The sequence below is a fragment of the Butyrivibrio sp. Su6 genome (genome assembly GCF_900108105.1).
Lineage (GTDB): Bacteria > Bacillota > Clostridia > Lachnospirales > Lachnospiraceae > Butyrivibrio.
The window spans coordinates 31,921-52,139 of the sequence record NZ_FNUR01000005.1 but is presented as its reverse complement, the minus strand read 5'-3'; the positions used below and the strand labels follow the sequence as shown (position 1 = coordinate 52,139).

Annotated in this window: 18 protein-coding genes and 1 pseudogene; 17 read left to right on the top strand and 2 right to left on the bottom strand. The window is 40.3% G+C overall.

Annotation, left to right across the window (positions count from 1 at the left end; all coding sequences use genetic code 11):
• Positions 1-87: 87 nt before the first annotated feature.
• The 8 genes from nudC (at position 88) to C4S54_RS07325 (ending at position 9,647) form a co-directional block, all read left to right on the top strand.
• Positions 88-987, top strand: coding sequence for an NAD(+) diphosphatase (nudC, locus tag C4S54_RS07360; RefSeq protein ID WP_103868955.1), 900 nt, complete (start codon positions 88-90; stop codon positions 985-987).
• 132 nt (positions 988-1,119) lie between these two features.
• Entirely contained in the window at positions 1,120-2,055 is a 936-nt protein-coding gene (locus C4S54_RS07355; protein ID WP_103868954.1) for a MetQ/NlpA family ABC transporter substrate-binding protein, read from the top strand.
• Positions 2,056-2,148: 93 nt separating this feature from the next.
• A complete protein-coding gene (locus C4S54_RS07350; protein ID WP_103868953.1) occupies positions 2,149-5,427 on the top strand; it encodes a glycoside hydrolase family 2 TIM barrel-domain containing protein in 3,279 nt (1,092 codons plus the stop codon).
• 80 nt (positions 5,428-5,507) lie between these two features.
• Positions 5,508-6,479 (top strand): methionine ABC transporter ATP-binding protein, encoded by a 972-nt coding sequence (locus tag C4S54_RS07345; RefSeq protein WP_103868952.1) that lies wholly within the window; start codon positions 5,508-5,510, stop codon positions 6,477-6,479.
• A 24-nt stretch (positions 6,480-6,503) separates the two neighbouring features.
• Positions 6,504-7,166, top strand: coding sequence for a methionine ABC transporter permease (locus C4S54_RS07340; protein ID WP_330405632.1), 663 nt, complete (start codon positions 6,504-6,506; stop codon positions 7,164-7,166).
• Positions 7,167-7,331: 165 nt separating this feature from the next.
• The gene (locus C4S54_RS07335; protein WP_160110721.1) at positions 7,332-8,066 is read left to right on the top strand and encodes a lysophospholipid acyltransferase family protein; all 735 of its coding nucleotides are present in this window, start codon (positions 7,332-7,334) and stop codon (positions 8,064-8,066) included.
• Entirely contained in the window at positions 8,063-8,794 is a 732-nt protein-coding gene (locus C4S54_RS07330) for a hypothetical protein (protein ID WP_146059971.1), read from the top strand. The genes C4S54_RS07335 and C4S54_RS07330 overlap by 4 nt, the downstream gene beginning before the upstream one ends.
• Before the next feature lies 1 nt (position 8,795).
• On the top strand, positions 8,796-9,647 hold the full coding sequence (locus tag C4S54_RS07325; protein ID WP_103868949.1) for a 2-oxo acid dehydrogenase subunit E2: 852 nt from the start codon (positions 8,796-8,798) through the stop codon (positions 9,645-9,647).
• Here the strand turns inward: C4S54_RS07325 and C4S54_RS07320 are convergent.
• The gene (locus C4S54_RS07320) at positions 9,633-10,193 is read right to left on the bottom strand and encodes a M48 family metallopeptidase (protein ID WP_103868948.1); all 561 of its coding nucleotides are present in this window, start codon (positions 10,191-10,193) and stop codon (positions 9,633-9,635) included. The genes C4S54_RS07325 and C4S54_RS07320 overlap by 15 nt on opposite strands.
• A 161-nt stretch (positions 10,194-10,354) precedes the next feature.
• Between C4S54_RS07320 and C4S54_RS07315 the strand changes: the two genes are divergently transcribed.
• Both C4S54_RS07315 and C4S54_RS07310 read left to right on the top strand, forming a co-directional pair.
• Complete coding sequence (locus C4S54_RS07315; protein WP_103868947.1) at positions 10,355-11,293, top strand: phosphatase PAP2 family protein; 939 nt, start codon at positions 10,355-10,357, stop codon at positions 11,291-11,293.
• Positions 11,290-12,366, top strand: coding sequence for a DUF3089 domain-containing protein (locus C4S54_RS07310; protein ID WP_103868946.1), 1,077 nt, complete (start codon positions 11,290-11,292; stop codon positions 12,364-12,366). The genes C4S54_RS07315 and C4S54_RS07310 overlap by 4 nt, the downstream gene beginning before the upstream one ends.
• A gap of 74 nt (positions 12,367-12,440) precedes the next feature.
• On the opposite strand, the gene C4S54_RS07305 is transcribed toward C4S54_RS07310, so the two are convergent.
• Complete coding sequence (locus C4S54_RS07305) at positions 12,441-13,799, bottom strand: MATE family efflux transporter (RefSeq protein ID WP_242973759.1); 1,359 nt, start codon at positions 13,797-13,799, stop codon at positions 12,441-12,443.
• Positions 13,800-13,920: 121 nt separating this feature from the next.
• On the opposite strand from C4S54_RS07305, the gene C4S54_RS07300 reads away from it, so the two are divergent.
• From C4S54_RS07300 to C4S54_RS07270, 7 genes and pseudogenes are all read left to right on the top strand, one after another.
• Positions 13,921-14,391, top strand: coding sequence for a methylglyoxal synthase (locus tag C4S54_RS07300; RefSeq protein WP_103868944.1), 471 nt, complete (start codon positions 13,921-13,923; stop codon positions 14,389-14,391).
• A 265-nt stretch (positions 14,392-14,656) separates the two neighbouring features.
• Positions 14,657-15,754 carry a radical SAM protein gene (locus C4S54_RS07295; protein ID WP_103868943.1) on the top strand — a complete coding sequence of 366 codons (1,098 nt, stop codon included), beginning with the start codon at positions 14,657-14,659 and terminating at the stop codon, positions 15,752-15,754.
• 82 nt (positions 15,755-15,836) lie between these two features.
• Positions 15,837-16,652: a nitroreductase family protein gene (locus C4S54_RS07290; protein ID WP_103868942.1), complete on the top strand. Its 816-nt coding sequence runs from the start codon at positions 15,837-15,839 to the stop codon at positions 16,650-16,652.
• 156 nt (positions 16,653-16,808) lie between these two features.
• The gene (locus C4S54_RS07285) at positions 16,809-17,435 is read left to right on the top strand and encodes a GDSL-type esterase/lipase family protein (RefSeq protein ID WP_103868941.1); all 627 of its coding nucleotides are present in this window, start codon (positions 16,809-16,811) and stop codon (positions 17,433-17,435) included.
• 285 nt (positions 17,436-17,720) lie between these two features.
• A pseudogene (locus tag C4S54_RS07280) lies at positions 17,721-18,539 on the top strand (ABC transporter ATP-binding protein); the annotation flags it as partial.
• A 65-nt stretch (positions 18,540-18,604) separates the two neighbouring features.
• Positions 18,605-19,357 (top strand): ABC transporter permease, encoded by a 753-nt coding sequence (locus C4S54_RS07275; RefSeq protein ID WP_146059970.1) that lies wholly within the window; start codon positions 18,605-18,607, stop codon positions 19,355-19,357.
• Positions 19,358-19,402: 45 nt separating this feature from the next.
• Positions 19,403-20,203, top strand: a complete 801-nt coding sequence (locus C4S54_RS07270) for an ABC transporter permease (RefSeq protein WP_103868938.1) — start codon at positions 19,403-19,405, stop codon at positions 20,201-20,203.
• Positions 20,204-20,219: the final 16 nt, after the last annotated feature.

The following is a 20,219-nucleotide window of genomic DNA, read 5'->3' as shown; positions in this document are numbered from 1 at the left end:
GAAAGGATTGCCGGTGATAATATATGATGTAATATTTACAATTGAATTTTATCAGACCTAAAAGTTTTTACGTGAGAGGATATAATTATGCTACAGGATATTAAACCTTTGGAACTTAAAAATCACTATGATCCGACAATAAAGCCTGCAAATGAGGATCTTGTCATTGCGTTTGCCTGTTCTGATAATGGAAAAGAGCTACTGTTAAAAATCGATGAACCTACTAAAAAAATAGCTTATCCAACTGTGTCAGAGATTCAGGATATTTTAGGTAAGCGCAGTGCCGATGAAACTCTTATCTATATATTTAGCATAGGAAAAGAAAGGTTCTTTTTACTAAGACCAGAAATAGCAGATAAGGTTTTTGTAAAAGACGAAGTTAAATTTGTTCTGATGGCGATCTTTCGCAGAGAGTACTATAATCCTCAGCATTATGTTTATGCTGCTTATACGGCGTTTCAACTCCATGAATGGTACCAGGTGACCAAGTTTTGTGGTAAGTGCGGGGCACTTAATGAAGACCATAAGTCAGAGCGTGCAAGAATATGCCCAAAATGCGGGAATGTGATCTATCCAAGAATAAATCCTGCGGTTATTATCGGAGTTACCGACAAAGAGACAAACAAAATGATCCTGACCAAGTATAGAACCGGCTTTGCGCATAACGCCCTCGTAGCAGGATTTACAGAAATCGGTGAGACCCTTGAAGAGACGGTTAAGCGCGAAGTAATGGAAGAGGTTGGACTTGAGGTGACCAATGTCAGATATTACAAGTCACAGCCATGGGGCATTGTAAGTGATATTCTGGCTGGTTTTTTCTGTGATGTTGCAGGTAAAAAAGAAATTACAATGGATCAGTCTGAACTAAAGTATGCCGAGTGGGTCAGTCCCGAAGATGTTCAGCTCCAGCCGCTTGAATATAGTCTTACTAATGAAATGATGAAGATTTTTAAAGAAAAAGGTTATGAAGGGACATTGCAAAAATAGGACAGTGAATGCTAATGGAGATATAAGCGGGAGTTATAGCTACATACAAATCTTGGATATTTCCAATTTAGACTTTCCATTGCTATAATTTGTTTTATAATAAATAGAAAAAATTGTTGAGGAGGAATTATTATGAAGAAGAGATTTTTGACAAGTATTGTACTTGCCGGTGTTCTTGCTTTTGGAGCTCTTACAGGTTGCGGAAGCAGCGCTGAGAATGCATCACAGGCGGCACAGGACACACAGGCTGCAGAGACTACAGAACAGACCCAGGAAGCTGCACCTGCACAGACAGAGGATGGAGACAAGACTATCAGAGTTGGTGCTACACCTGTACCACACGCAGAAATTCTTGATAACATCGTAAAAGAAGTACTTGCAGAGGATGGTTGGACACTTGAAACAGTTGTGTTCTCAGATTACGTACTTCCTAATACATCACTTGAAGCTGACGAGCTTGATGCAAACTATTTCCAGACACTTGGTTATATGAATCAGCAGAATACAGACGCAGGTCTTCACCTTGCAGCTGTAGCAGGCGTTCACATTGAGCCAATGGGAATCTATTCTCAGAAATATACAGCACTTGCTGATATTCCTGATGGTGCTTCAATCGGTATTCCTAACGATCCTGATAACGGAGAAAGAGCTGTTGACCTTCTTGTTCAGAAGGGACTTCTTGCTTCAAAGGGCGGCTTTGGAACAGATGCCAACTACACAGAAGATTCTTTGACAAAAGATAAAGAGGCTAACCCTCACGGATATGTGATCACACCTCTTGAGGCAGCAAGCCTTCCACTTTCACTTCCTGATCTTGATGCAGCAGCAGTAAATGGTAACTATGCTCTTGAAGCTGGTCTTCCTTCATCATATCCTGCACTTGATATCGAGGAGTTTGACGATGAGACAACAGTTAAGAGAACAAACTTCCTTGTAGTTAAGCAGGGCAACGAGACATCTGAAAAGACACAGGCTCTTATCAAGGCTCTTCAGTCTGACAAGGTTAAGGCTTATATCGATGAGACATATAAGGGAGCTGTAATTGCATCTTTTATTGACGCACAGTAATAAGTATTAAAAACTAAAAAATATAAACAAACATAAGCCTCTCTGGTGTATGATTAGTAAGTGGTTTGCTAAAACATCGGGGAGGCTTTTTGTATGAAGGACAAATTTGTAACAGGATGGAAGTTTTTAAAAACTGATTTTGGAACAGAGCTTGAAGATGTAAGAGACAGGCTTTCTGAGTTTAAAGAGGTGGAGATACCTCATGATTTTCTGATAGATGATGCAAGAAACTTTTATACAGATGCCACAGGCTGGTATTATAAAGGCTTTGTGACAACACTTAAGCCAAGGCATTTTCTTGTTTTTGACGGAATTTATATGGACAGTACTGTGTATATAAATGGTCAAAAGGCAGGCGAGTGGAAATATGGCTATTCACAGTTCATTCTCGATATTACGGACTTTTGCAAAGTTGGAAGTAACGATGTCCTTGTAAGAGTCAATTACCAAAACCCCAATTCAAGATGGTATTCAGGAGCAGGAATATACAGAAATGTCTGGCTTTGCAGCTATGAAGATACATACATCCCTGAAAACGGAATTTATGTACATACACTTAAGGGAGATATGGGATATTTCCTTGATATTGATACAGAAATAAAAGGAGAAATAAGTAAGAATACAAGCGTTTCCTACAGACTTTTTGATGATAAAAAGAGAGAAGTTTCGCTAAATGCCACCGGCAAGAGCTTTTTTGCACGGAATGTAAAAGAGTGGTCGACAGATGAGCCAAACCTCTATACGCTGGAAGTTACTCTTTTTGATGGTAGTAAAGAGCTTCAAAGGGAAGAGGTATTAATAGGATTCAGGAGTATTTCTTTTGACCCAGATAAGGGATTTTTACTAAATGGAAAGGTCACCAAGCTAAACGGTGTTTGTATTCATCATGATCTTGGTGCTCTTGGCGCAGCCTACAATAATAGCGCAATGAAGAGAAGACTCATACAGCTTAAAGGTATGGGGGTTAATGCCATAAGGCTTACCCATAATATGTATGATCCTCAGACAATCGAGCTTCTTGACAGAATGGGCTTTATGGCCATCTCTGAAGGCTTTGATATGTGGGAAAGATCAAAGACTGAGTTTGACTACGCAAGATTTTTCCCAGAGTGGCATGAGAGGGATGTTGAGAGTTGGGTAAAAAGAGACAGGAATCACCCTTCAGTCATCATGTGGAGCATAGGTAATGAAATCTATGATACCCATGCGGATGCGAGAGGGGCGCAGATCACCAGTATGTTAAAAGAACTGGTTGAGAAGTTTGATTATATGGGAAATGCCCATCCAACCTTTGGCTCCAATTATATGCCTTGGGAGAATGCTCAAAAGTGTGCTGATATCCTGAAAGTAGTAGGCTATAACTACGCAGAGAAATTCTACGAAAAGCACCACAAAGAACATCCCGACTGGGTTATATACGGGAGTGAAACCTATTCAATAGTTCAGAGCAGGGGAATCTATCATTTCCCTTTGACAGAGGGGATTCTCTCTGACGATGACCTTCAGTGCTCAAGCCTTGGAAACAGTCAGACAAGCTGGGGCGCAGAGAGCATTGAGAGCTGCATTTGTATGGACAGGGATATGCCTTTTTCCATGGGACAGTTTATCTGGACAGGCTATGACTATATTGGAGAGCCTACACCATATCATACCAAGAATTCTTACTTTGGACTTATTGATACTGCTGGTTTTTACAAGGATGCATACTATGCCTGGAAGTCTGCCTGGGTGAGCGCTGATAAAGATCCTTTTGTTCACGTGTTCCCGTATTGGGACTTCAACGAAGGAGAAGAGGTTGATGTGAGAGTAGTCAGCAATGCTCCATTTGTTGAACTGTTTGTAAATGGAAAAAGTCTTGGAAAACAGGAGCTTACCCATGAGAGGGGAAGCGGAGACCACATCTTTGCTGATTATAAGTGCATTTATGAGAAGGGCGAGATAAAGGCCATTGCGTATGATATTTCCGGAAAAGAGATTGCGGAGCAGGTGCGCAGGTCTTTTGAAGATACGGACAGGTTTGAGATAGAATACGAAAACATTGATGAGCTTGTTTTTGCCCAGATAAGTGCTGTTGATAAGACTGGTAATCCTGTAGAAAATGCCTGCGACAGAGTAAAGGTAACTGTGACAGGAGGAAGATTAATAGGCCTTGATAACGGTGACAGCACAGATTACGACAGCTATAAAGCAAATGAGAGAGCTCTTTTCTCAGGAAAACTGCTGGCAATAGTCCAGAAAGACGGAAGTGCGGGGGATGTTTCTGTAAATGTCCAAAAAGTAAGTGACATTGTCCCTGTAAGAAAGGTTGAGCTTGTCGCAGATTCTGAGACTAAGCTTTCTATGCAGAATCCCAAGGCGAAAGTTACAGCAAAGGTCCTTCCTCAGGATGCTACAAATAAGGAAGTCTTTTATAGGATACTTGATTCCAAGGGCAATGAGTCCAATATTGCCAAGCTCTTGGTAAAGGGCAACGAGGCGGAAGTGGAAGCTCTTTTTGACGGAGAATTTATTTTAAGGTGCGAGACAAAAGATAAAGAGGGTGTTGTAAAGACTATTTCAACACTGAAATATACTGTAAGTGGCATGGGCAGATCCTTCCTTGATCCTTACAGCCTTATTCCAGGCAATGTGTTTAGTTATAGCAAGGGAAGGACTGCTGCAGGTAATGAGCACGGCGTTGCCACAGACAGAGGAAACGAAACACTTATCTCTTATGACGGCGTAGACTTTGGAATTGAAGGCTCTGATACTATTACTATTCCTATCTTTGCACTTTCAGGCGATGCCTATAAGATACAGATCTGGGATGGAATAGCAGGAGATGAGGGAGCTCTTTTGCTGGACGAAGTCATCTATCAGAAAAAGTCAATCTGGAACACCTATCAGGAGGAAACCTGGAAGCTTTCGAAGCGCCTTTGCGGTGTCCACACTATAAGTTTTGTGACCTATGACAAGATGCACATTAAGGGCTTTTATTTTGAGAAACAGCTCCGCGCCCTCTGTGAAAACATGGTTCTTGATGCTGACAGCATATATGGAGATTCTTTTACCAGGTCTGAAGGAGCGGTTGAAGGGATTGGCAATAATGTTACGCTTGGTTTTAATAACATGAATTTTGGAGATGAAGGGGTAAAAGAGATTATTCTCACAGGAAGGGCAATGGCTGGAAGCAACACTATCCATCTTCGAATGAAGAACGAAAGTGGAGAGACCAAAGAAATACTTGAGTTTCCACAAAGCAGCGAGTATACAGAGGTTTGCTTCCCAATAGAGCATAAAAAAGGCAGCTATGATATATCTTTTGTTTTTTTGCCGGGAAGTAATTTTGACTTCAAGAGTTTTAGATTTAGTGAGAAAAACTCAAAAATATGATATATTATTACATGTGATTGCAGAAAAACCGCATTTTTTGCGGGTTTTGTATGAATATGATACAACAGGAAGTTAGGAAAATGATAAAAATTCAAAATGTTAAGAAGTCTTTTAAGAACAATGAAGTATTAAAAGACATTTCTCTTGAAATAGAAAAGGGAGAGATTTTCGGAATAATCGGACAGTCAGGAGCCGGAAAGTCAACGCTGCTCAGATGTATAAACGGTCTTGAGTCCTATGATCAGGGAGAGATACTTGTAGATGATCAGAAGGTTGATATCAATGATAAAAAGAACCTTCGCCTTCTTCAGAAGAGAATGGGAATGATCTTCCAGGGCTTTAACCTTCTTGAGAGGCTTGACGTGTATGGAAACGTGGCTCTTCCTATGAAATTCTGGGGCATGAAGACCAACACTCCTGAGGCAAAAGAAAAGATCTTAAACCTCATAAAGCTTGTAGGACTTGAAGATAAGGTCCATGCCAAGCCAAGGGAACTTTCAGGCGGACAGAAACAGAGAGTTGCCATAGCAAGAGCGCTGGTGCTTGATCCTGAGTTTCTTTTATGTGATGAGGCAACAAGTGCACTTGACCCTGAGATCACAAAGGGCATACTTGCGCTTTTACAGAAGATCAACAGGGAGATGGGAATTACAATTATCATCGTAACCCATCAGATGGAAGTAGTTAAGCAGATATGTCAGAAGGTAGCTTTCCTTAGCAGCGGTAAAATGCTTGCAGTTGGTAAGCCTGAACAGCTCTTTGTATGGCCAAAAGAACGTGAGATAAGAGATTTCCTAAGAGAAGAGAGCGATAAGCTTCCAACTACAGGAGTTAATCTCAAGCTCTTTTTCTTCGGAGAGGGCAATCAGAGACCTATCGTTACTCAGATGTCCCAGGAGCTTCACACAGATTTCAACATCTGTTGGGCCAAGCTTGAGGACTTCAGAGAAGATGTTTATGGAAGCCTTGTTCTTAATATGGAGGAAAAAGACCTTGATAGAGCCTGTGCTTTCCTTGATTCCAAGGGCGTTACATGGGAGCGCATTAACTAAATTGCTTATATAGGAGAATTACAAATGTCAGGAATTTTATCAACAACAGGCATGGGAGCAGTTGTTTTCACTGCCTTTAAACAGACACTTTACATGGTGTTCTGGTCTACACTTTTTTCGGTGATACTGGGTTTTATACCGGCAATCATTCTTACGCTTACAGCTCCCGACGGACTTAAGCCCAACAAATTAGTATATGAGATACTTAGCTTTATTGTTAATGTTTTTAGAAGCTTCCCTTTCATCATTCTTTTGGTAATACTCATTCCTTTCACAAGAATGGTTGTAGGAAAGTCTATTGGAACAACTGCTTCGATCGTACCTCTTACAGTATCAGCAATTCCTTATATTGCAAGGGTATTTGAGACAAGCCTTAGAGAGACTAATCCAGGAGTTATAGAAGCTGCCAGATCATTTGGTGCGTCTAACTTCCAGATACTTATGAGAGTATATGTAAAAGAATCTATTCCAAGAATGTTAAACGGTGTAGTACTTCTCATCATTTCCCTTATTGGATATTCAGCAATGGCAGGTACAGTAGGCGGTGGCGGAATAGGTGATATAGCGATCCGTTATGGCTATCAGCAGTACAAAACAGATTATCTGATCGTATGCTCAATCGTACTTATCGCATTTGTTCAGCTTATTCAGATGATTGGAAACCATATGTACAAAAAGATGAGCTGATCATCTTAAAAATTGGGCAGTTAGAAAACTGCCCAATAAATTGAAAGCATGCCGAAAATGACATGCTTTTTTATTTGGAATTAAGACAGTTTATGTATGGCGAAGAAATAGAAAAAGAGTTATACTAATAACTTGGTTTGACTTAAAGCTATGTTGGAGGAAGATGTGAAAAGTCCTGTTTTTTGTGTGATCAGAAAAATAGTTGCTATGGTGACTCCGGTATTTAAGGCAGAAGGTGTAGAAAACCTTCCCGATGGGCCGTCGATAGTTGTGGGGAATCATTCTCAGGCCTTTGGTCCGCTTGCGGCAGAGCTGTATTTTCCCAGGAAACATTATACCTGGTGTATTTCTGAGATGATGGAAAAAGATAAAGTTGCTGATTATGCATACAAGGATTTTTGGTCAAAAAAGCCACTTCCTTTAAGACCTTTCTTTAAACTTTTTTCCTGTATTATTCCTCCGCTTTCAGAGCTCATATTTACCAATGCAGACACCATTCCGGTGTACAGAGATAAGCGTGTCATGAAGACTTTTCAAATATCAGTTGAGAAGCTTGATGACGATGCATCCGTTGTTATTTTTCCTGAGGATTACACAGAATACAATAACATCGTTCATGAGTTTCAGAGGGGCTTTGTCCATGTTGCCAAGTATTACTATAGACAAACAGGTAAGAGCGTTCCTTTTGTTCCTATGTATGTATGCCCGGAACTTAAAAAGCTCGTTTTTGGAAAGCCCATCATGTATGATCCTAAGGCAAAGTCAGATGTTGAAGCTGATAGGATCTGCACCTGTCTGCAGGAGAGCATCTCTGAAATGGCATATAGCCTGCCAAGGCACAGGGTTGTACCATATCCTAATGTGTCAAAAAAGTATTATCCGTATAATGAGAGAAAATGATGAAAAAACCAGTTGTTGATTATAGAAAACTTAGAGTATCCAATATTACAGACAAAGAATACAGACATTTGCTGCTTCTTTTAGGATGGCTTGCTTACTTTTTTATGTACTTTGTTACGGAGAGATTCATTCCCGAAAGCAGATGTCATGTAGTTCATAGCGTTGTCGATGACATAATACCTTTTAATGAGTATTTTGTACTGTTTTACGTATCATGGTACTTATTCATGGTCATCTCACTTCTTTGCTTTGCTCTGTACGATATAAAGAGCTTTATAAGAGCCGAAAAGATCATAGTGGGAATGCAGATAATATCGGTTATAACCTATATAGCCTGGCCATCTGTTCAGCATCTTAGACCTGAGCATTTTGAACATGAAAATTTCTGTACCTGGCTTCTTGGAATAATATATAAAGCAGATACGCCAACCGGCGTGTGTCCGTCCCTTCATGTGGGATATACCCTTGCAGTACTTTCGGCATGGATCGTTAGAAAAGATGTTAAAGCCTGGAAAAAAGCTCTTATAGTGCTATGGGGCCTGATGATATGCGTTTCAGTTTGCTTTGTAAAACAGCATTCATTTGTTGATGTATTGGCGGCAGTAATAATGTATTTATTTCTTGAACTTCTTTTATTTGGGAGTGAGATATCACTTGCGACCGTATTCAGGTCGGTTAAGGTATCCACATCCGACAGTTCTAAATCAGAAATAAAGGAGAACTATTAACATGGGAAAAAGAAGAATAGGCGACAGATCTGATGGAACACAGATAAGGGATATCGATGCAATGCATTATGTGATGCCACTGATGTATCCGAACAGATGTGATAACGAAGCTTATATGAAGGTCTCTGTTGATATAACTAAAACAGAAGATTATATAAAAAAGTATAACGAGGAGCATCCTGATAACAGGATTGCTATTTTTGATATCATTATCGCAGCAATGCTTAAGACCTTAAGACTTCGTCCTCAGATGAACCGCTTTATCGCCAATCAGACTATGTATCAGAGAAACTGCATAACAGCGGCATTTACAGTAAAAAAAGAGTTCAGGGATGACGGTGATGAAACTCTTGCAAGAATCGTTGCAGAAGATACTGATAATCTCGAGAGCATAAGCTTTAAAGTAAGGGAACAGATAGCGAAGTGCAAAGTTGAGGATGACGAGTCTACAGATGCTATGAATTTCATCAAGAGACTCCCTGCTAAACATGTTATTGGTGCAGTGGCAAGATATCTTGACAGGCATGGATGGATGCCAAAGTCTGTAATAGCAACGGATCCTTATCAGTGTTCTGTGGTACTTACAAATCTGGGATCTCTTGGAATGGATATTGGATATCACCATCTTATGAACTGGGGAACAAATTCCATATTTGTCATCGTTGGAACCAAAAAATTCAAGCCATTTTACGACAAAGATGGAAATGTTACCATGAAGAGAGTTATAGATCTTGCGGTTACTCTTGATGAGAGAATATCTGATGGATTCTACTATGGAAGATCACTCAGGCTTGTTCAAAAGCTCATTGAAAATCCGGAGCTTATGGAAGGAGCTTTATCAAAAGAAGTATAATTCATTCCCGTGATCTTTCAGCCATTTGCGGCGCTCTTTATAATCTGGAAGTACTTCTTCCACATGGGCCCAGAAACGAGGAGAGTGATTCATTTCTTTTCTGTGGCAGAGCTCATGAACAACGACGTAATCTATTATTTCATCCGGGGCATTCATAAGAAGACAGTTGAAGTTCAGGTTTCCCTTAGAACTGCAGCTTCCCCAGCGACTCTTTTGCATTTTGATAGTGATGCGGCCATAATCAACTCCGATTATGTCCGCATATTTTTTTACCTTAACAGGAATTATCCTTTTTGCTTTTGTGGTAAAGAGCTTTATGTCAAGTTCGTTTAGCGGTTTTAGATTGCTGTTTTCTTCAGCTTTTTTGCTTTGTCTGAGTTCCATTTTGGATAGGCTTTTTTCTATCCAGTCAGCTTTTTCACCTATGAATCTGTTTATTTCTTTTTCAGATACCCTTAGCGGTGCTCTTACAATGACTTCGCAATTTGTGGTTACTTCTATACATAAAGTTTTTCTTTTGCTTCTTACAAGTTTGATTGGTGGCATGTGTCATTTTGGCCTTTCATTTATGTCACATATAATTTAGCAGATAATTTATGAAGAGAAAAGCGGAAGTCATGTTTAATACAATTTTAATAATTTGCTTACCAAAAAATTGTTAAACTGAATTGTGTAAACAATTATGAGGAGAGGAGAAATAAAGTATTATGGACATTCAGTATTTATTATGGCTTCAGGAACTAAGAGGAGCGACAGGAGGCTTGTTTGACGAGTTCTTTAATGCTCTTTCAAAGTTTGCTGTAGAGATTCTACCGTTTTTACCCTTTGTTATCTTTTGGGGCGTTGACAAGAAATGGGGTTATATTTTTATGATCAACCAGTGGTTTAGCGAGGTTATCAATGGACTTATTAAACTCACAGTGTGCGCATATCGCCCATGGATAAGGTCAGATCTTATAGAACCGGCAGGTGATTCAAAAGTTGCAGCCACCGGTTATTCTTTTCCAAGTGGCCACACAAAAACGGCAACAACAGTTTATGGCTCAATAATTGAATGGCAGATGGATAAGAGGAAAAAAATCTGTATTCTGTGCGGAGCGCTTATTCTGCTCACTGCCTTTTCAAGGAATTTCCTTGGCGTACACACACCGCAGGATGTACTTGTTGCAATGATAGAATCAATTATCATCATCTGCGCAGTTGCTGCAGTTTATAAAAAAGTTGAAGGAAATGAAAAGGTAATTGATATTCTTACACTAGTAGGACTGATCTTCATAGTTGTATCCCTTGTCTATGTGCATTTTAAATCATATCCTATGGACTACGATGCTTCAGGGAATCTTTTGGTTGACCCTCAAAAGATGATGAATGATTTCTTTAAAGCATGCGGAGCTTTTGTTGGATTCCTTGTTGGAAGCTTCATAGAGCGCCACTATATTCACTACGAGATTCCGGTTGGTTCAAAAAATCTTCCACTTCTTGTCAGTATCGGTTTTGCCCTTACTTTTGCCTGGAAAGAGTGGTTTGCACCTGCAACTGTTGTAGCAGCTTTCGGATCTCACTGGGGGCACTTCATAGCACGTTTCATAATGATTGCGTTTGTAATGTGTATATGGCCAATTGTGATAAAGAGAGAAAGTAATTGATTGAAACATTTATGAAGAAAGAAGGGAGCATGATGAAAAGAGCTATTTCTATATTTGGAGCAATGTTGTTTTTAGTACTCGGATTACACATGAGTAGCATGGAAAGCCAGGCTGCCAATGTTCAGCCCTTTACAAGCACCCTTGATTACTCAAAGGCTGAGAACTGGCTGTATGATGGTGCGTATCCTGAAAATGGAGTTGATGTATTTATGGTAGCACCTTCTGTGGATACAAAAAGCGAGAACAATTCTTCTATGACTGACGGATATAAAAAGGCTTTTCGAAACGCAATGAACCAGCAACAGGCCATTTACGCAAACACTGCAAGAATTTATGCTCCATACTACAGGCAGGCTTCGCTGAATGCATATAGTATGACTGACACTGCGGCAAAAAAGCAGGTTTTTGAAAATGCTTATATGGATGTTTCTGCTGCATTTAAATATTATCTTAAGAATAAGAACAATGGCAGACCACTTATCATTGCCGGATTTTCTCAAGGTGCAGATATGTGTTACAGGATCCTTGAAGAGTACTATGGTGGTGATGGGAAAGAGGCTGTGGCACTGAGAGATAACCTTATAGCAGTATATGCTATCGGCTGGCCTATGACAAAGGAGATGATAGAGAAATATCCCCAGATTGTTCCGGCAAGCGGCGAAACAGACACAGGAGTAGTTGTAAGCTTTGAGTGTGAGGATGGAAATGTAACAGATTCTCTTACAGTTCCAGCGGGAACAAAAATGATCTCTATCAATCCACTTAACTGGAGAACTGACTCCAGGGTTGCACCAAGATCTTTGAACAAAGGAAGCGTTACTCAGGATTCCAAAACCGGAGCAATAACTTCTGTGGAAGTTGGAAAGCATGGGGCATATATTGATCCAAACAGGGGAACACTTATAGTTTCAAACTTAGGCAATATAGATGATTATTTTACCATTGGAGGATTATTCCCTACAGGAAGCCTTCACTTATATGACAATTTCCTTTTCTTTGTAAATCTTCAGGAGAATGTTCAAAAGAGAACAAATAGTTTCCTTCAGCAAAAAGCTGTAGATGATGCGGCTTAAATATAAAAACCGGCCAAGGACTTGAAATCCAGGCCGGTTTTTGAATTCAGGGAAGGAAGTCAGGATGACTGTACTCAAGCATGCTCTTTGAATACCTTGGCACGTACAATGAAGTATACGCTAATAGTGATGGCACCGGTAAGGAACCATGACAGCGGGTATACATGGAAGAGTGAACTGAAGTTGTGGTGCTTTGGTATGTATGTAAAAACGTAGATCAGTCTGAATACACAGGTTCCAAATATAGAAATAAGTGCAGGGAATAGTGAGCGGTTCATGCCTCTTAGGCATCCACCGCTTATTTCATAGGTTCCAATAAGGTAGTGGAAGTAGAAGGCGCTGCTTATTCTTATCATGGCATATTCGATAACTGCAGGATCAGTAGTAAAGAGATTTATCACCTGATACCTAAAGACAGACAGTATGAGGACCACAATGACTGAAGCACCAACACCGCATCCCATGCAGATCCTGAATACTTTTTTGCACCTGTCATAGCGTTTTGCACCGTAGTTTTGACTGGTGAAGGTTACAGCGGCCTGAGCAAAGCCATTCATTGCGCAGTAGGAGATGAAGTCAAAATTGGCTGCGGCAGTGGCTCCTGCAATTGCATCAGCACCAAAGCTGTTAACTGTTGACTGAATAACTACGTTGGACAATGAGAAAACTGCTCCCTGTAGTCCTGCAGGAAGACCAATTTTAAGCATCTTTATAAGATAATCCTTGTTGACACAAAGCTTTTTGAAGCTAAGTCTGAAAGTTTCTTCCTCTGTCAAAAGGAAGTAAAGAACAAGGCCGGCACCAAACATGTTTGAAAAAACGGTGGCAAGGGCAACACCTATGACATGAAGGTGGAAGATTATTACAAATATCAGGTTAAGGAAGATATTTATGATTCCGGAAAGTACCATGGCGTAAAGGGGTCTTTTTGAATCACCTTTACTTCTAAGTATAGCTGAGCCATAGTTGTAGATCATAAGTGCAGGCATGGCAAAGAAATAGATGCGCAGATAAAGTATAGCCAGATTCATTACCTCTGCCGGAGCAGCCATTAGTATCAAAAGAGGCTTGGAAACAAAAAATCCGATCACTATAAGAGAACACCCTGCGATAAGAGATACTGTAATCACAGTGTGTACGGTTTCATTGATCCTTTCTTTATGTCCGCTGCCGATTTCCATAGCTATAAGGGCATTGGCACCTACAGATAATCCCACAAAGAAGCTGATGATAAGGTTTATGACAGAAGAATTGCTGCCTACTGCGGCCATGGCCTGAGGTGAGGCAAAACGGCCTACAACAGCAAGATCCGCAGCATTAAAAAGCTGCTGGAGGATACTTGTAATAGCAAGCGGCAACGCAAAAAGGACGATCTTATCAAGAAGCGTCCCTGTCGTCATGTCAGTAATTGTTTTATTAGTTTTTTTACTCATAGTATTCATAAGTTTATTATAACATGGTAAAAAGATGGAAATTATGAATTAGTGTGTATTTTACGTGAAGAATTATTGATATATAATTAGTAACAGCGACATTTCATAAGGAGAGACTAACATGGCAGAAACAATAACGCTTACTATCAAAAAACAAAAGAACATTGCACTCATAGCGCACGATGGCAAAAAGGCAGAGCTTATAAAGTGGTGTAAGGATAACGCAGAAATACTAAACAAGCACTTTTTATGCGGAACAGGAACAACAGCCCGTATGATAACAGATGCGACAGGACTTCCTGTAAGAGGCTACAACTCAGGACCACTTGGTGGAGACCAGCAGATCGGTGCCAAGATTGTAGAAGGTAAGGTTGATTTTGTAATATTCTTCTCGGATCCTTTAACAGCAGCACCTCATGATCCTGACGTCAAGGCACTTATGAGAATTGCACAGGTATATGACATACCATTTGCCAACAACAAGGCAACTGCAGACTTCCTTCTTCATTCTTCATATATGGATGAAGAGTATGATCATGATGTTATCAATTTCAAACAGAATATTGAGCACAGGGCAGAAACATTGAAATAAAGACTTAGGAATGTAATGGAGAGTATTTTGGCGAAAATTTTTGATTATACCAAAATACTCTCTTTTTGGTTTTAGGCATAGACTATATTTCTTGTTTGATTTCCTTTTTTCATTGAAGCACGCGTATAATAGCGAGCCAAAACATTGACAACAATATAATTGCAAAAAATGTAAAACGTGTTATAATTGAAATCACCTGATTATTTACTAAAATTTGTTAGAGGACAGTAACATGATATGCTGTCCTCTGATAGGAGATTGTATTATGGCTAATGATTTTAATATCCAGGAATATATGACAAAAGGTGTAGAAAGAGTTGTTTCAGACGCAATAAAAGCAACTCTTAAAAATCCTAAGGAAAGTGCGTACATGGCAAAGTTCGCACTTGCATCCAAGGCTGCTTCCAAAAAAAGAGCTGGGCTTGAGAAGGAGGGAGAGCATATTCCACCATTTCTTATTGCCAGCATAACAAGCAGCTGTAATCTCCACTGCGCCGGCTGTTATTCCAGATGCAATAATGCAACTGAGGATACAGAACCGGTTCAGCAGCTTTCTGATGAAGACTGGCTCAAGGTTTTTGATGAAGCGGATGACCTTGGAGTCAGCTTTATTCTTCTTGCAGGTGGTGAACCACTTCTTAGAAAAGGCGTGATTGAGGCTGCAGGCAAAAAGCAGAATATTCTTTTCCCTATATTTACGAATGGAACTTACATGGCTGATAAGTATTTTGACATGTTTGATAAGAATAGAAATCTTGTTCCAATCATGAGTATCGAGGGCGAAAAAGAAGCCACTGACAACAGAAGAGGTGAGGGCGTTTATGACAAGCTTGTCTCAAATATGGACGAGCTCAATAAAAGAGGCCTTATATATGGAGCATCAGTAACTGTTACAACAGAGAATTTAAAAGATGTTTCTTCTGAGAAGTTTATAAGCATGCTCTCTGATAAGGGATGTAAAGCAGTTATTTTTGTTGAATTTGTTCCTGTTACAGAAGACTCAAAGCATCTGTCACCAGGAGATGAAGACAGAGAGTATCTGAAAAAAGAAATCGCAAGGCTAAGGGTGGAGCATCCGGAGATGGTATTTGTTTCATTCCCGGGAGATGAGAAGAACTCAGGTGGTTGTATCGCTGCAGGAAGAGGATTTTTCCATATCAATTCACATGGCGGCGCAGAGCCTTGTCCGTTTTCACCTTATTCTGACATAAATGTAAAAGAAACATCATTAAGAGAAGCAATTAATTCAAAACTCTTCAAGGCTCTTCAGAGCGAAGGAGTTCTTTTGGATGATCATGATGGAGGATGCGTTCTTTACGAAAAGAGAAAAGAAGTAGAGGCGCTCCTTGGGAATGCTGTATGAAATGTGCTTTGAAAGAATAAAAAGAGTAAATGCAGTATTCTTTATGTTGATAGAAAAAGATTAGTAGAGAGGTGTGTTCAAAATGAAAAGTTTTGTGGAACTTGTAAAGAGTAGAAAAAGCGTCAGAACATTCGATGGCAATATGCCTGATGCAAAAGTTATTGAAGAACTTAAGGCTTTTGCGCAGACTATTTCCAATCCGTACGGAGTAGATGTAAGATTCATTTTCCTTGATGCTGCTGAGCATAAGCTCTCAAGCCCGGTTCTTTCAGGTGAAAAGCTCTATGTAAGTGCTGTTGTTAAAAAGCAGGAGCATGCAGAGGAAGCTTATGGCTATAGTTTTGAGAAGCTTTTGATGAAGGCTCATGAGCTTGGACTTGGAACAGTTATGATAGGCGGAACAATGCCAAGAGAAAAATTTGAAGAGGCATCAAATCTTGGAGAGGATGAGGTTATGCCATGTGTAAGTCCGCTTGGTGTTACAGCCAAGAAAATGGGCTTAAAAGAAGTACTTATGAGAAAAGGAGTCAAGGCAGATACAAGACTTGATTTCAAAGAGCTCTTCTTTGACGGAGATTTCAACACCCCTATTGATGAGCAGTACGCTAAGACACATGGTCTTTTTGATGATCTTGAAGTTGTAAAATATGCTCCATCAGCAGTAAATAAGCAGCCATGGAGAATTGTTATAGATGGTAAGAAAGCTCATTTTTATGAGCACCATGATAAAGGCTTTGTTTCAGCCAATTACGATCTTCAGAAAATTGATATGGGAATTGCAATGTATCATTTTGAAACTCAGATGATATCTGAAATGAGAAAGCCTGTATGCAAGATTGAAGATCCGGGTATAAAGACTCCTGATCAGGTTGAATATGTAATGACATATGAATTCTGATAAGTAAATAGAAAGAGGAACAGTTTAGCTGCTCCTCCTTTTTGTTGAGTAGAAAAGCTTATATCTGCCGATAAGTTTCATGTCTTATACAAAAGAAATCACATAGTAGATAATTATTATAGAAAACGTTAATGGTGATTTTAGGGGAATAGTGATATGAAACAGATAATGGCATTTGGTGATTCCAATACATGGGGACTTGTACCAGGCTCAAGGAGTAATGAAAGATATCCCTGGGGAGTAAGATGGACAAGCATTCTTCAAAATAAGATAAGTGATGTGAGAGTTGCAGAAGAGGGGCTTTGCGGAAGAACTACCATATTTGAAGATGAGCTTCGACCGGGACGTAAGGCAGTGAGCATACTTGATCCGCTTTTGGAGAGTCAGTACCCGGTGGATGGAGTTATTCTCATGCTTGGAACCAATGACTGTAAGAGCTTTTACAATGCATCGGCCTATGTAATCGGAAAGGGAATCGAGAGATGCCTTGATATATTGGAAAAATATGTTGAGCCTGAGAAGATTCTTTTGGTATCGCCAATTCATCTTGGAGATGATGTCTGGCGCCCAGAAAAAGACCCTGAGTTTGACATGGATTCTGTAACTACAAGCAAGGAGCTTAAAAAGGTTTATGAGACCATCGCGCGCAAGAGAGGAACCGCCTTTCTTGCAGCATCTGACTATGTTCATCCAAGCTCTGTTGATGACGAACATATGGACCAAGAAGGACACAAAATATTTGCTGATGTTGTATACAGAAAGCTCGAAGAGATGATAGCGTGATTATATGGTCTTGTTGTGAGTAAGGATTTCCCTGGCAGGAATATATTTAGCAGCGTATGATTCGGATTTTGGATTGTACGCTGCTTTTACTATGTATATAATAGATACTTACCAGCCACTCACCATCAAGGAGCTATTATGAGCTATATAGAAGTCAATAACTTAAAGAAGAATTTTACAGTAAAAAAGAAACGTGAAAAAGGAAAGCTTTTTAGGGAAAAAGAAATTGTGAATGCCCTAAAAGATGTTTCTTTTTCTGTCGAAAAAGGGGAACTTGTAGGATATATAGGGCCTAACGGAGCAGGAAAATCAACCACGGTAAAGATTCTTTCGGGAATACTTACGCCGGATGGTGGCGATGTAAAGGTCGGAGGTATAGTTCCCTGGAAGGAGAGGAAAAGTCACGTTAAGAATATAGGAGTTGTGTTTGGACAGCGAAGCCAGCTTTGGTGGGATGTTCCCATAATCGACAGCTATATGCTTCTTAGGGATATATACAGGATTCCCAAGGGGGATTATGAATCAAGGTTAAAAGAGCTGACAGGCGCCCTTGATCTTGAACCCCTCTTAAGAACACCGCTAAGGCTCCTTAGTCTTGGACAAAGGATGAGGGCAGAGCTGTGCGGATCACTTCTTCACAGGCCGGAGCTCTTATTTCTTGATGAGCCGACAATCGGCCTTGATGCGGTAAGTAAGCTCTCTCTAAGGGATTTTCTTAAATGGGAAAACAGAGAGTATGGTACAACCATCATGCTCACAACCCATGACATGGAAGATATTGAGGCACTGTGCTCGAGGGTTATGGTTCTTGGGCACGGTAAAAAACTATTTGACGGAAAGCTTCAGGATCTTCTTGAGCGTTACGATACAGTTCGCAATGTGAATATTAAATATGATGGAGAGATGGCAGATCTTAGACTTCCTGAAGGAATTAAATGGAAACAGACTGAAGATGGATTTGAACTAAGCTACAATCCATCTGATTTTCCGACATCAAACCTTTTGGGAATGCTGCAGGATGCCGGGAATATCCGGGAACTTACTTTGCAGCCGGAAAATACGGATCATCTGATTGCTGCAATGTACAAGGAACTTGATCTGTAAAAAGTAAAATCAACTAACAGAGGGTGACCATGTCATATTTTACAGTTTTTAAAATGAGGCTTCGTATGGAGCTTCAATATAGAGGGGCAATGATCGGAGGAATCGCTTGTCAGATGTTCTTCGGTCTTATTCTGGTTGCGCTGTACAGGGCGCTTTATGCAGGAAAGCCCCAGTCTTTGCCTATTGAAAGTGTTGCAACTTATGTATGGTTGCAGCAGGCTTTCTTTAGAATGATGCTGGCTTCTGATTCAGAGCTGGTGGACAAGATAAAATCAGGGGATATAGCCTATGATATGTGCAGGCCTGTAGATATGTACGGATTTTACTATGTCAGGATCATGGCTCAGAAACTAATGGGAAGTATCATGCGTGCCGTTCCTATGCTGGTGATGGCTTCTTTACTACCCAAGGGATGGGGAATAAGTCTTCCTGCATCTTTACCGGGATTTTTAGCTGCTATACCGGCTCTTTTTTTGGGACTTTTGTGCGTCTGTGCTCTTGAAAATATCACTGTTGCTTTTACCATGAAGACCCTTGATCCAAGAGGAATGCAGGGACTTCTTAGTCTTTTGATGATGACCTTTTCAGGGAATCTTCTTCCACTGACTCTTTTTCCGGAAAGCTGGCAAAAGGTTATTACTTTTTTACCATATGCGCAGCTTCTTGATGCGCCCATCAGGCTGTATACGGGAAGCTTCATGCCAAACGAGGCTTTAAGGATCTATGCCATTCAGGCCTTTTGGGTGGTAATTCTTATTGCATTGGGCGAGGCTATGTGGAATGCAAACAAGAAACGCATGATAGTTCAGGGAGGTTGAGATAAGGCTAATATCAGCCTTAGCAGTTATTAGTTTGGAGAAAAAATGAATACACTACGACTATATTTTAAATCAATAGGAATGCTGCTTAAGAGCCAATTGCAGTATCCGTCTTCTTTTATCATGCAGACCCTCGCGCAGCTTGTTATGGAGGGCGGCGAGATGATGGTTGTCATCCTTATAGTTGACAGATTTGAGAGCTTGAAAGGATGGAGCGGAGGAAATCTGTATTTCTTTTTCGGGATAATGTCTGTATCCTTTTACCTTACGGAGCTGTTTGGAAGAGGAATTACAGGAGACTTCCCCTCTATGGTAAGGACTGGGAAGCTTGATACATTTCTCATAAGGCCAAGAGGAGTGCTTACCCAGGTTTTGTGCGGTGGAACAGACCCAAGAAGAATTACCTGCATAGCAGTGGGCGTGGCGGCGCTTATTATGGGAAGTAATCTTTCAGGAATTGCCTGGAGCCCCCTTAAGGTGCTTGCTTTGGTTGAGTCCATAGCCATGAGCTGCCTTCTTATATTGGGACTTTTTATGATCGAGGCAATCTTTTCTATTTTCAGTGTAAAATCCGTGGAACTGGTAAATGCTATAACCTACGGAGGGCGGAGCGCCTGCCAGTATCCAATTGATGTTTATCCTTTGCCCCTTAGAGCTCTTTTTACTGTTATTGCGCCATTTGCGCTGACAATGCACGTTCCGGCGTCCTGGATATTGGATAAACCGTTATATGGCTGGCCTGTCTGGACGGCTTTTGTTACGCCCCTTGCCGGAGCTGTTGTTTTTGCGGTGATGACAGCACTTTTCCATTTAGCCATGAGACATTACAGATCAACAGGCAGTTGAAAAAACAGAAATCTGA